At 44.6% G+C, this 13,367-nt stretch carries 11 protein-coding genes; 6 read left to right on the top strand and 5 right to left on the bottom strand.

Going from position 1 to position 13,367, the window contains the following annotated elements:
* Positions 1 to 209: 209 nt before the first annotated feature.
* The gene (gene ubiG / locus TW84_RS01180) at positions 210 to 917 is read right to left on the bottom strand and encodes a bifunctional 2-polyprenyl-6-hydroxyphenol methylase/3-demethylubiquinol 3-O-methyltransferase UbiG (protein WP_045973849.1); all 708 of its coding nucleotides are present in this window, start codon (positions 915 to 917) and stop codon (positions 210 to 212) included.
* Positions 918 to 1,204: 287 nt separating this feature from the next.
* On the opposite strand from ubiG, the gene gyrA reads away from it, so the two are divergent.
* The 4 genes from gyrA to TW84_RS01160 all read left to right on the top strand — a co-directional run bounded on the left by gyrA (position 1,205) and on the right by TW84_RS01160 (position 8,701).
* Positions 1,205 to 3,841 (top strand): DNA topoisomerase (ATP-hydrolyzing) subunit A, encoded by a 2,637-nt coding sequence (gyrA, locus tag TW84_RS01175; RefSeq protein WP_045973848.1) that lies wholly within the window; start codon positions 1,205 to 1,207, stop codon positions 3,839 to 3,841.
* A 404-nt stretch (positions 3,842 to 4,245) separates the two neighbouring features.
* Positions 4,246 to 6,129 (top strand): methyl-accepting chemotaxis protein, encoded by a 1,884-nt coding sequence (locus TW84_RS01170; protein WP_045973847.1) that lies wholly within the window; start codon positions 4,246 to 4,248, stop codon positions 6,127 to 6,129.
* A gap of 151 nt (positions 6,130 to 6,280) precedes the next feature.
* The gene (locus TW84_RS01165) at positions 6,281 to 7,822 is read left to right on the top strand and encodes a YjjI family glycine radical enzyme (protein WP_045973846.1); all 1,542 of its coding nucleotides are present in this window, start codon (positions 6,281 to 6,283) and stop codon (positions 7,820 to 7,822) included.
* Between the two features lie 9 nt (positions 7,823 to 7,831).
* Positions 7,832 to 8,701, top strand: a complete 870-nt coding sequence (locus tag TW84_RS01160) for a YjjW family glycine radical enzyme activase (RefSeq protein ID WP_045973845.1) — start codon at positions 7,832 to 7,834, stop codon at positions 8,699 to 8,701.
* On the opposite strand, the gene TW84_RS01155 is transcribed toward TW84_RS01160, so the two are convergent.
* Positions 8,698 to 9,609: a LysR family transcriptional regulator gene (locus tag TW84_RS01155; RefSeq protein ID WP_045973844.1), complete on the bottom strand. Its 912-nt coding sequence runs from the start codon at positions 9,607 to 9,609 to the stop codon at positions 8,698 to 8,700. The two genes, TW84_RS01160 and TW84_RS01155, sit on opposite strands and share 4 nt — an antisense overlap.
* A gap of 164 nt (positions 9,610 to 9,773) precedes the next feature.
* Between TW84_RS01155 and TW84_RS01150 the strand changes: the two genes are divergently transcribed.
* A complete protein-coding gene (locus tag TW84_RS01150) occupies positions 9,774 to 10,343 on the top strand; it encodes a nucleotidyltransferase family protein (RefSeq protein ID WP_045973843.1) in 570 nt (189 codons plus the stop codon).
* Here TW84_RS01150 and TW84_RS01145 read toward each other — a convergent pair.
* On the bottom strand, positions 10,335 to 11,048 hold the full coding sequence (locus TW84_RS01145) for a helix-turn-helix domain-containing protein (RefSeq protein WP_275041651.1): 714 nt from the start codon (positions 11,046 to 11,048) through the stop codon (positions 10,335 to 10,337). The two genes, TW84_RS01150 and TW84_RS01145, sit on opposite strands and share 9 nt — an antisense overlap.
* 156 nt (positions 11,049 to 11,204) lie before the next feature.
* Here TW84_RS01145 and TW84_RS01140 point away from each other — a divergent pair, with 156 nt between their 5' ends.
* Entirely contained in the window at positions 11,205 to 11,546 is a 342-nt protein-coding gene (locus tag TW84_RS01140) for a DUF7709 family protein (protein WP_045973841.1), read from the top strand.
* Positions 11,547 to 11,590: 44 nt separating this feature from the next.
* Here the strand turns inward: TW84_RS01140 and TW84_RS01135 are convergent, their stop codons facing one another.
* Positions 11,591 to 12,694 carry a phosphoribosylaminoimidazolesuccinocarboxamide synthase gene (locus TW84_RS01135; protein WP_045973840.1) on the bottom strand — a complete coding sequence of 368 codons (1,104 nt, stop codon included), beginning with the start codon at positions 12,692 to 12,694 and terminating at the stop codon, positions 11,591 to 11,593.
* 191 nt (positions 12,695 to 12,885) lie between these two features.
* Positions 12,886 to 13,281: a hypothetical protein gene (locus TW84_RS01130; protein ID WP_045973839.1), complete on the bottom strand. Its 396-nt coding sequence runs from the start codon at positions 13,279 to 13,281 to the stop codon at positions 12,886 to 12,888.
* Positions 13,282 to 13,367: the final 86 nt, after the last annotated feature.

Genomic DNA, 13,367 nt, shown 5'->3' with positions numbered 1-13,367 from the left:
TTGATTGTATAAAATTACCGTTTTAGGATCGGTTTAGAAGTAACCACAAACAAAAAAAAATTCCTTGATCTTTCAACCATTCTGAGCGTGATTTGTTGGTTGTACATTTTGGAATCAGACCCACGAAAACAGAGGAAAAACAACGAAAAAAGCGGGGCAATATGCCACCGCTTTTTTAGGAGTTTATTTTAGTATGCTATAAGTTTTTATTAGTGCTTTTGCGTATGAACAATATAGTTAATATCCACTTGATTGCCGAGCTTATAGCTATCTGTTAATGGGTTGTAACGCAAACCTGTGATCCCCATTTCTGTCAGTTCGGTATGGTCAATCATCTTAATGAGTTCAGCTGGACGAATAAACTTTTCATGATCATGTGTGCCTTCTGGAACAATACGCAGCAACTTTTCCGCACCTACAATAGCAAACAGATAAGATTTAAAGTTACGGTTTAGTGTGGAGAAAAACACATGACCACCGGGCTTAACTAGAGCAGCACACGCACTGATGACGGACTGAGGATCTGGCACATGTTCGAGCATTTCCATACAGGTTACAACATCATACATTTCTGCATTGTCACGAGCATGGTCTTCAATTGTACTCTGAATATAAGTCAGCTGTGTGCCGGTTTCTAGTGCATGTAATCGAGCGACCTCGAGCGGTTCCTTACCCATGTCAAGGCCAGTCACTGTTGCGCCTTCTTTCGCCATACTTTCAGCAAGAATACCACCACCGCAACCAACGTCGAGGACGGTTTTGCCAAACAAGCCATTCGCGTTATCCAATACGTAATTGAGCCGTAGTGGGTTAATTTGATGCAGAGGCTTGAATTCACCCTCCAAATCCCACCAGCGTGAGGCCATTTCTTCAAATTTTTTGATTTCGTTTGGATCGACATTTTGTGACTGGGTCATAACTACTCTATTTGCTTAACGACTTCCTTGAAACAGGTAAGCATTATAGCGCTTAACTCCTAACTCTCCATAGGAGGGATCACTTTTCTCAAGGCGTGGTGAAAATATAGCCACAAATCAGCGGGATAAATTCAGAGTGTGCAATTTCTCAGCATTTGATTCACAACCAAGCTCACAACCTGATAAAAGGAGAGGGAAAGTAATGCCGAACTGTCGATTTGTGTGTTATATTTTTGCACCTTAAACGTATTGTACATACGATCTATAAATAGAGGGATATTGGCTCTATGAGCGATCTAGCTAAAGAGATCACGCCCGTAAACATTGAAGATGAGCTTCGAGGTTCATACCTTGACTATGCGATGTCCGTTATCGTTGGTCGTGCTCTTCCAGATGTGCGTGATGGCCTAAAGCCTGTACACCGCCGCGTTTTGTTCGCGATGAATGTACTAGGTAATGACTGGAATAAACCATACAAAAAATCTGCCCGTGTAGTTGGCGACGTAATCGGTAAATATCACCCTCACGGTGATAGCGCTGTGTACGACACGATCGTACGTATGGCTCAGCCGTTCTCACTCCGTTACATGCTTGTTGATGGCCAAGGTAACTTTGGTTCCATCGATGGTGACTCAGCGGCGGCAATGCGTTATACCGAAGTCCGCATGGCGAAAATCGCCCATGAACTTCTGGCTGACCTAGACAAAGAAACGGTTGATTACGTACCTAACTATGATGGTACGGAGCAAATCCCGGCCGTTCTCCCGACAAAAATTCCTAACTTACTGGTGAATGGTGCTTCTGGTATCGCAGTAGGTATGGCAACCAACATTCCTCCGCACAACTTGACTGAGGTAATCGATGGCTGCCTGGCTTATATCAATAATGAAGCGATCACTATTGATGAACTAATGGATTATATTCCTGGTCCTGATTTCCCGACGGCAGCGCTTATCAGTGGTCGTAAAGGCATTGTAGACGCATACAAAACAGGTCGCGGTAAGATCTACATGCGTTCTAAAGCGGAGATCGAAGCAGACAAGAATGGTAAAGAAACCATTATTGTCACAGAGATTCCGTACCAGGTTAACAAAGCTCGCCTAATCGAAAAAATTGCCGAGCTGGTTAAAGATAAGAAAGTTGAAGGCATCAGTGCACTACGTGACGAGTCTGATAAAGACGGTATGCGCATTGTTATCGAATGTAAGCGTGATGCGGTAGGTGAAGTTGTTCTGAACAACTTGTACGCCAATACTCAGCTACAGACGACTTTCGGTATCAACATGGTTGCGCTGAACAACGGTCAGCCACAACTGTTTAACCTGAAAGATATGCTGAAGTGCTTCGTTGACCACCGCCGTGAAGTGGTGACTCGTCGTACTATCTTCGAATTACGCAAAGCTCGTGAACGTGCGCACATCCTTGAAGGTCTGGCACTTGCACTTGCAAACATTGACGAAATCATTGAACTGATCCGTCGCGCTCCAACACCAGCGGAAGCCAAAGAAGGTCTAGTAGCTCGTGGTTGGGACTTAGGCAATGTGGCAGCGATGCTTGAGCGTGCAGGTACAGATGCGGCTCGCCCAGAGTGGCTAGAGCCTCAGTTTGGTATCCGTGATGGTCAATACTTCCTGACTGAGCAGCAAGCACAAGCGATCCTAGATCTTCGACTACAGAAACTAACGGGCCTAGAGCACGAGAAGATTCTTGACGAATACAAGCAGCTTCTAGAAGAAATCGCCGAGTTAATGCACATCCTTGCAAGTACTGAGCGCTTGATGGAAGTGATCCGCGAAGAGCTTGAAGCGGTTCGTGATGGTTTCGGCGATGCACGTCGCACAGAAATCACCGCAGCAATTCATGATATCGACATGGAAGAGCTGATTGCTCGTGAAGACGTTGTTGTGACGCTTTCGCACGAAGGTTACGTTAAGTACCAGTTACTCAGCGACTACGAAGCACAGCGACGTGGTGGTAAAGGTAAGAGTGCAACTAAGATGAAAGAAGAGGATTACATCGAGCGTCTGCTTGTTGCTAATACTCATGATAACATCCTATGTTTCTCTACCCGTGGTAAAACATATCGATTGAAGGTATACCAACTACCGCAAGCTAGCCGCACAGCACGTGGTAAGCCAATTGTGAACATTCTTCCGTTGGAAGAGAACGAGCGTATTACGGCAATTCTACCTGTTTCTGAATTCAGCCCAGAGAAGTTCATCTTTATGGCAACGGGTGATGGAACGGTTAAGAAGACTTCTCTCGATCAGTTTGCCAACGTACGTTCTAATGGTCTGATTGCGGTTAACCTACGTGAAGATGACTCATTGATTGGCGTTGATATCACCGATGGTGGTAGCGATATCATGTTGTTCTCTCAAGCTGGTAAAGTGGTTCGCTTTAGCGAAGATAAAGTTCGTGCGATGGGACGTACTGCGGCAGGCGTACGTGGTATGAAGCTGGCTGACGATGATCAGGTTGTATCACTGATTGTGCCTTCTAACGATGGTGACATTTTGACAGTGACGCAAAATGGTTACGGTAAGCGTACAGAGCTGGCTGAGTATCCAACCAAAGGTCGTGCAACTCAGGGCGTTGTGTCTATCAAGGTGTCTGAGCGTAACGGTAACGTTGTTGGCGCGGTTCAGGTAGAAGAAGGCGACGAGATGATGATGATCACTGACGCTGGAACTCTGGTCCGTACACGCGTCGCTGAAGTTAGCCAAGTTGGTCGTAACACGCAAGGCGTTACTCTTATCCGCACAGCTGAAGACGAAAACGTTGTAGGTTTGCAGCGTATTGATGAAGTGGAAGAAGCTGATTTGCCTGAAGGTGAAGAAGTAGAAGCTCAGGAAGGTGAAGCTTCTGAAGTCTCTCCAGAATCTATGCCAGACTCTGATACTGACGCAGGCGAACAAGAATAGTCTTCGACGCCATTCAAAAGCCGGGTTTTAACCCGGCTTTTTTGTATCCCTAATTGGCCTACGTTGTCTGGTTAATCTCTTAGGTAATGGTCAATAAACGACAAAAAAAGGAGTCAGTGCTGCCAATTTAGGGGCATGAAAAGGTATTCTCAACTGGCACTTTTCTACTGGTTTTTGTGGTTTAGCCAGTTAACGCATCGTCATAAGCCAATAAGTTATTGATCTATAATCACACTCCACTCACTAATGATAGAATTGTTTCTGACAAGGCTCTGACGCCAAAAAAATAGCGTTATTACAAATAGTTACGGTTAAATAAATTTTCAATAATATTACGTGCACGCACGCACATTTGCCTATAAAATTCGCAGCTTCTGTCTGTTCCACAACCAATATTAATGATCATGAAATTGTCACTAAAACAAAAACTCATCGGCTCTAGTTTATTAGCCGTTGTACTCATGGCGAGTGCGCTGACTTGGCTTTCTGCCGACCAACTCTTCCAACAAACTCGCAATGGCGTAAATGCCAGAGCAGAAAGCCTAGCCACCACAGCATCAGAGGGTATATCGGACTGGATTACTATCCGTGAAGATATTGCGAAAGCATTTAACGATTACAGCCAAGAACAAGACGTTGTTCCTTTTCTTCAGCAGGCCCGTAAAGCGGGTGGCTTTGATGATATTTTTCTAGGTACTCCAGAAGGTGCGATGTACCGCTCTCATCCTGAGCGTAACCGAGCGGATTACGATCCACGTGTTCGTCCTTGGTATAAAGATGCCAATGCGGCAGGTCGTCAGATCATTACCACAGCGTACAAAGATGCTATCACCAACGCACTGTTAGTTACTATCGCAGAACCTGTTCGCCGTAATGGCCAATTGGTAGGCGTAGTAGGTGCTGATGTATTGATCGATCAACTTATCGATGACGTTATCAATTTGGATGCAGGTGAAAATGCCTATGCAATGTTGATTGATACTCAAAACGGTACATTCCTCGCGCACCCGAACAAAGATCTATCTCTTGACCCCGTGACTACACTGTCTAAAAAGTTCACCATGAGCGCCATTGAGCAAGCGGCGAACTCTGGGACAATGGAAGTGATAGAGCGTAATGGTCAGGAGAAATTCTATTTCTTTAAGAAGGTTCCAGGTACACAGTGGATTTTCGCGATTGAGATGGATCGCCAAACTGAAGAAGCGGCCCATACCGCTTTGCTTAAGAACCTGCTGCTAACGGCAACGATAATCACAATAATGGTTATTGCTGTGGTTTCTTGGCTAGTAAGCTTCCTGTTCCGCGATCTTGGACGCGTATCTCGTGCTCTTGAAGAGATCGCTTCCGGGGAAGGTGACCTTACCCAACGCCTTGAGCCTCGTAGTGACGACGAAGTTGGCCAACTGGCAACTAACTTCAACACCTTTGTAGGTAATATGCACGCCATGGTCTCCAAGTTGAGTCATGTATCTGCATCACTGTCTGAGCAAGCTAAGCTGACGGCAGAGCATGCGGAAGAGCGAAGCGCCAGAATTCGTCTCCAACAAGATGAAATTAACATGGTGGCGACAGCTATCAATGAAATGGCAGCGGCAACACAAGAGATTGCAGGTAATGCAGACAATACTGCACAAAATTCAACCGAAGCTGTGACGGCGTGTGTCCACGGTAGTAAGCAAGTCGTACAGACTCAGTCTTCTATTCAGAACCTAGCGCAGGAAGTACAAGTTGCCACTGATGTTATTCTGGAACTTGAAGCTCATGGTAATAGCATCAGCACCATTCTATCTACTATTCAGGGGATCGCTGAGCAAACGAACCTACTAGCACTGAACGCAGCAATCGAAGCTGCACGTGCTGGTGAGCAAGGCCGTGGTTTTGCGGTTGTTGCCGATGAAGTTCGAGTTTTAAGCCAACGTACACACGCTTCAACTCAAGAAATTCAGCAAATGATCGAAACGCTGCAAAGTACCACTGGCAAAGCAGTTGGTATTATGGATGACAGTCGTCAACTTACAGATACTAGTGTAACAGACGCAGATTCAGCTGCAGTGAGCTTAACTCAGATTCAATCGGCGGTTGAACAAATTAGTGATATGGCGACACAAATTGCTTCTGCTGCAGAAGAGCAAGCATCAGTGACTTCGGAGATCACTCGTAACACGGTCGGCATTCGTGATGTATCAAACGAACTTGCTGACGAAGCTCATGACGCTGCAGCTCAAGCCGCTCAGCTTTCGGATTTGTCTCATAAACTTGAACAGGAAATTGGTCGATTCAAGTTGTAAGTATCCGATTAAAATAGAAAAGGCTCGGTCTACTACCGAGCCTTTTTATTTGCCATGATTTTCCAAATTGGAAAAGAGGGTTTAAATATATTTCAATTGTCGACAAAGAGAATGTGCATCTAAAATCCTTAAAAACAATAAGGAATATACAATGTCTGACGCTCTCAACTCTTTCCAACATCGTGTGCAACAAATTGTCACTGATGCCAAATTAAATCCTAAACAGAAGAATCAGTTTTTAGCCTTGGAAGCAGAAGCAAGTCTGCCTTATATGCCAATTTCAGAGCCTGTTCGTCTTGCAATGGAAGAGGGTATTTTATGCGATATGTTTGAAGGCCATGCACCATTTAAGCCACGCTATGTCTTGCCTGACTATGCTAAGTTTCTTCAACAAGGGTCTGAGTATCTCGAGCTAGAGCCAGCGAGTGATTTTGATGAAGCGATTAACCTGCTGACAATCATATATCATCATGTACCGTCAGTGACGAATATACCGGTTTATCTTGGGCAGCTTGATGATGTATTGCTTCCTTATGTAGGTGAATTCAGTGAACAGGCGATTTATCAGAAGCTCAAGCGATTCTGGATCATGTTAGACCGAACACTGCCTGATGCTTTTATGCACGTTAATATTGGCCCCTCAGATAACATCATTTGTCGAACGATCCTAAAAATAGATGCTGAGCTAAAGCAAATCGCACCAAATCTGACCTTTATGTATGACCCTAACGTGACACCGGATGATTTGTTACGTCAGGCAACAAGTAACATTTGTGAGTGCAGTAAACCTCATATTGCTAATTATCCAATGCACGCGAGTAGCTACGGTGAAAAGCGCTTTGGTATTGTGAGTTGCTATAACTCTCTGCCTTTGGCTGGTGGGTCGAACACCCTAGTCAGATTGAATCTCAAGCTGTTGGCGAACCTAGCATCAGACACGGAAGACTTCCTCAATCAACTGTTGCCTTATTACAGTGAATTATTGGTCGAGTTGATGAACTCACGAAGTTCTCATTTGCATGAGAAGTCGAATTTCTTTAAAGGTTTCTTGACCAAAGAAGGTTTGATTGACGAAGAACGCTTTGCGCCAATGTTTGGTATTTACGGTATGGCTGAAGCGGTTAATCTTCTTATGGAGAAATCTGGAGAAAAGGGTTGCTATGGGCATGACCTAGAAGCGAACGAGCTAGGCCATCTAATTTCTGAAAGACTGGCTGAAATCGTGCAAGGCTCAGAGGTGAAATACGGCCTTGAAGGTAAAGCGCTTCTACATGCTCAAGGGGGGATCAGCCTTGATCAAGGCGTAACTCCGGGAGTTCGCATTCCCTATGGCACAGAGCCTGACCCTGTGGCTTATGTACAAGCGACTGCCAAGCACCATCAGTATTACACCTCTGGTATTAGTGATATTTTGACAATAGATGAAACGGTGAAGTCAAACCCAGAAGCAATGTTCGATCTGTGTAAAGGGGCACTGAGTTCGGGATTTAGAGAGTTCACGGCTAATGTGGCTTCCAATGACTTGGTGCGAGTAACGGGCTATATGATCAAACTGTCAGATATAGATAAGTTCTCAGAGCAAGGTTCGCGCAAAAATACGACTTTCCTTGGCGCTGAAGCAGCCAATAATACAGGGATTTTGGATAGAGCTCCGCGAGTTGTGAGTATGGAAAGCCAGCCTGTTTACAAATAGGGTAAGCATATGAGCGAAAGGCAGGCCATCGTTAGCCGTATTCTCAAGTTCTCGTGTGTGGATGGGCCAGGTAATAGACTGGTCCTTTTCCTACAGGGATGCAATTTTAACTGCATTAACTGCCATAATCCCCATACGATTAACTATTGTAATCACTGCGGGGATTGTGTCCAAGGGTGCCCGGAAAATGCTCTGTCGTTCGACACCAACAATAAAGTCGTATGGGACGAGAACCAATGTACGCATTGCGACCAGTGCATCGATGTGTGCACACATCGGTCCAGCCCTAAAGTGCGTCACTACTCGGTATCAGAAATCATCGAGATGATATATGAGCAAAAGTGGTTTCTCAGCGGTGTCACGATATCTGGTGGTGAAGCGACAATGCAGTTGCCTTTTATTGTTGAGTTATTCAAATACATCAAAGAAGACAAGGCGCTTTGCCATCTTACCTGTTTCATTGACAGTAATGGTTACCTAGGTGAGTCAGGTTGGGATAGGGTGCTGCCTTATCTCGACGGTGTAATGATCGACCTTAAATCTTGGCAGGAAGAGACACATCAATGGTTGGTGGGGCGTGATAATCACAAGGTGGTTCAGTCAATACGTTATTTGGCAGACAAGCAAAAATTACATGAGCTTCGTTTACTGCATGTCCCTAACAGAAGTGATCTGGACAAAGAAGTCACAGAAGTCGCACGTCTTATTAATACTCTGCCTGACAACGTTATTGTGCGGCTTAATGCATTTCAGCATCATGGAGTAATGGGGGAAGCGCTAGAGTGGCCGAAATGTACAGAATCGCAAATGTTGCAGTTTCGTGATGCTCTACGACCACTGATTCACCAGTACATTCAGCTACCCAGTGTTTATGTTTAAACCGGTTTAATCAGCTGGGAGTGCAACCATTTCAGAGCTGGGTCATTCAAGCTCGCTAGGTTCCAGACCAAGCTGTAAGCCACTTTTCCATAGGAAAACGGCAGAGGCTTTTGAATCAAAGCCTCTGCCTGCAGCGATCTCTCTGCCCACATTTTTGAGCAAGTCAGTAACAAATCAGTTTGGTGACAGATAACCGCCGCTGAGCCAAAATCAGCGACGGAAATGGCGATGTTTCTCGATGTATACTGTTGTGTGAGTTTCTGCTCAAAGTAGGGGGCGGACAGGTCCTTATCTAAAATACCGATGTGCTGGTAAGCAAGGTACTGCTCAGTGTTAATCGATTGGTTAGCCAGAGGGTGCGTTGGCCTCATCAAGCAGACCATTTCATCCTCCTGAATCTGCTCCCAGACTAGGTCACGACTGCGTGTCGGCGGTTGACTGATATCGTGAGGCAAAATCATAAAATCAACTTGTCCACGTAGCAGAGCATCAAAGCTGAGTTGTTCCTTAGCGAAAATCTGGATGTTGGCTGATGTTAGTTGACGACCAATCTTGGTGATTCTCCCAGAAAAAAGCTCGAAGGTGCTCTCGCGCATCGAAAGTGATACCGTTCCGGAAAAATTCTTAGGTTCAAACTCCCCTTGGTGGAGTATTCCGTTCATACAAGCAAGGATCTTGTGTACGTCTTTGGCAACAGATAACGCAAAAGGTGTGGGTACCAGTGACGTTCCTTCCCGATAGAAGAGTTCATCTTTAAGTTGTTCTCTAAGCTGGCTGAGTGTTTTACTCACACTTGATGGGGTAACACATAAAACGTGAGCGCTGCCACTGACACTATGTGTACTTAACAGTACATGTAATACCGTCAGGTGCTTTAAGCTGATTCGGGAAAGGGCAACGTAATCCATTGAAAAGGCCACAAAAGAAAGATGGGCCTGTTATACCTTTGATAGCTCAAATTAGATACGAGCCTGATCAAACATTCTATCAGTCGTAAGTGGTCGATTTATCTAGGAACCGTTTAATCACGTCATGTTAGGATTAGACACAATGAAAAATTCCGAAGGACAAAATGGAAAACTACAGCGACAAGATAATCCAATGGCTTGAAAAAGACAGTTTTCGGATGCGCGCTTTAGCGTGTGTTACTGAATCTGAGATCCCCCATGCTTTCTTAGCGGCAGGATTTGTCAGAAACCTAGTGTGGGATGAGCTACACCACAAAGAAAGCCCAACACCACTCAATGATCTTGATGTCATCTATTTTGATTTGGATGAATCCGATCCAGAACGATACAAGGCTTACGAATGGAAGCTTCAGGAGTTAATGCCGCACGCGAACTGGCAGGTTAGAAACCAAGCCATGATGCATGAGCGCAATGGTGATCGAGCGTATACGGATTTGATTGATGCGATGAGCTTCTGGCCGGAAAAAGAAACCGCGGTGGCAATTAGACTGCTTGCCGGCGGTAAGTACCAGTGCCTTTCATCATTTGGTTTTGATAGTTTGTTTGCCTTGAAAGTGACGCATAATCCTAAGCGCTCAGAAGTATTGTTTCATCAAAGGGTGAAAAGTAAGCGCTGGGTGGAGAACTGGCCTCTATTACGAGTTGTGGCAGATACTGAAACGCCATTACCGTGAACCGAAATACACACTTGGAGTGACGCCAAACCGCGCTTTAAAAACAGTGATAAAAGTGCTGGTATTACTATAGCCACAGGACAGTGCGACGCAAGTGATGCTTAAGCCTTTCTCCAACAAAGGCAATGAGCTGATGAGTCTGGCTTGTTGCCGCCAGAATCCAAAAGCTATCCCGGTTTCTTTCTTGAACAGTCGACTCAAAGTTCGTGTGCTGGTACCAAAATCATGCGCCAATTCTGTTTGCGAGCGAGCGTCATCTGGTGTTTCTAATAGACTATCGGCGATTTGGCGCATTTTTGCTTCCTTGGGGAGAGGTAAATAGAGATTACTTGCAGGAGCAAGGTGAACCTCATCCAGCAGAACTTGAAATTGTCGCTGTTGAGGCTCTGTCATTGCTGAGAAATCGAAATGGGTCATTCGCTCAATGAGAGCTTGAATAAGGGGGTTGGATTTAATGACTTTCGCTTGTTGCGGAAAGGCATTGAGCCAAGTTAAAGGTACGTAGATCATGACCGCTTCTATGTCAGATACAACATCAGATCTGTGTTGTAAATGGGGAGGAATCCAGCCAAGGCATGCGGGAGTTATCGTCCATTGCTGATCACTTGTTTCAATCGTAAATATACCCTTACTCACCCAGTAAAGCTGCGCATATTCATGCTGGTGCCATTCGGTTTCAGATGCCGCTGGGTGATGAATTTTCAATAACTCAATGCAATTCATGTGGCGTAATAAGTAAATATTATGTCTATTTGAATAAATTATGCCTGTTCGTTAGTCGTTATTCTATCCCTGTGTTTGAGGTTGCAAGCGTGATGACTTGGAAACCTTAGGTAACAGCAATCAAAAGAGGATTGAGAAATGGATAAGAATACATCTCTAGCACAGCAGCTTTCGGCGGTTAACCACAAAATAGTTGCTGAAGGTCAGGTACTGCCGATAGTAACATTGAAAGATGGCACTAAGATTCCAACTGGAACCGTTGGGGCGATGCTGCACAATATAATCAGATACAACCAAGGGGAGCGTGGCGAAGTAGAGCAAGATTTAAAGTTAGCCATTCCAGCATTGGCAAGCTTTGGGTTGTTTGAATTGTTTACGCCAGAAGAATGGATCCTAGGGGATAATCCGGGCCGTTGCTTTGTAGGCCATTTGGCTCAGGTTTACATTGAACAGGTGACCGTAGAAGGTTTTAAGGGATAGTAAGTTAGAGAAAGACGCCCAAGTGATGACTTGGGCGTTATTTTCTAGTCAACCAAACCGTATTCTTGGCTTAGCACATTGATAATTTCTTGTTTCGGATTGGCACTCAGTTTGATTGGTCGTCCGGTGATCTTCTCTGCGATACTTGTATAAGTTTGTGATATGTCCATCAATGATTCGAGCGGAAGCTCATTATTGCGAGCTAAAGCTTCGCGCTCAGGCATGCGCTCTTTGTTGAGCAGAATATCAGGGTCAGGGAAGTGGTTAAGTAAGAACTGGCGGAAGCCTTCTTTCGAGTTTTCTACGATGTTGCCCGCATCGTATTCGATTTCGTCCCAAATTCGCGATGAGTCAGGTGTACCGACTTCATCCATATAGATAAGTTTTTCTTTGCCCGCAGCATCTTTTACGTAGCCAAATTCGAATTTAGTATCGACAAAGATTTGCTCGATTTCTGCCAATGCGTTGCTAATGACAACAAAACCTTCGCGCAGTAGCTTTTCATATTGACTGATATCTTCTGCTTTGGAGAAGTTGAATGCTGCGAAGTTATCAACAATGTTTTGGCGAGTAATGTTGACGTCATCCGCCTCAGGTACGTCCGGAATGCCTTTTAAAATACCTTTTGTTGAAGGTGTCATTAGCAGTTCTGGAAGCGCTTTATCTTTTTCTAGGCCCTCCGGTAACTCGATACCGCAGAACTCTCGTTCGCCTTTCTCATATGAGCGCCACATGGAACCTGTAATGTACTGACGGCAAATCGCTTCAATCATTATTGGTTTCGCTTTCTGCACGATCCACACCAAAGGATGAGGAATATCCAATATGTGACTGTCCGCCAAGCCATGCTGTTTAAAGAGTTTAAACCAATGATTGGAAATTGCGTTGAGTGCAGCACCTTTACCGGGAACGCCCTTTAATCCACCTTGTCCGTGCCAGATACAGTCGAATGCAGAGATGCGGTCACTGATGACCATAATGGCAAGCGGTGCATCTTCCGCAACATCATAGCCTTTTTCCTTAATCAGACGTTGGCTGTCTTCCTCTGTTAGCCAGTATACAGAGCGTACTTTGCCACTATGAACGGGTTTGTTGGTACGAATGGGAAGATCATCATTAACAGCAAGAACTTGATCAGCGAGACTCATTTAGACATTCCTATCTTTGTCAAAAATGGAAGGTTGCCCGTGAGAGGCAATCGATTTGCAGAGAATCATACCAGAACTAAATTAACCTTCCAGATAAAAAGCAAACGTTTGCTCTTGAGTGGTAGTGAGGGGATAGAAATGAGCAAAAAAAAGCCTCTCAACCCGAGAGGCGTAAAACAGTGCAAATGAAACTAGTGGAGTTGCTTGAATTGGTTTTCAACAAAAAAGACTTCGCAATGGTATTGGCACGCGAGATCACGAAGTAATGATTGTTCTAAGAGTTCAATATTATCTGATGCGACAACAGCGCTGGCATTACCGGATTTAATTGCTTTCACTACGATTTCAAATTCGGTCTGTGTTTGCGAAGATTTCATCTGAATAATCTTTTTACAGCTGACATTGTATGAAGAGAACTGCTCGTAATCTGGACGAGGACATTCTGCGGTGAACAATATCCATTGCTTCTGGTTAGACAACCCTGCTAAACGGCTGAGCGTCGAGTCTGCAATGTTCATTGGTCGAGTTGGTTGAGCCAATACATTGAATTTGGAAACTAAGCGATTTGGAGTGTGTACCTGAAACATAATTACTGTCCTTATATACATGCTGTATGTATATACAGTAGTTTTATTGTATCAGTTGATCAAGCAATATTTGTTGTCTTTTTGTA

The organism is Vibrio neptunius, from assembly GCF_000967495.1.
GTDB lineage: Bacteria > Pseudomonadota > Gammaproteobacteria > Enterobacterales > Vibrionaceae > Vibrio > Vibrio neptunius.
This window is presented reverse-complemented; position numbering and strand designations above follow the sequence as displayed.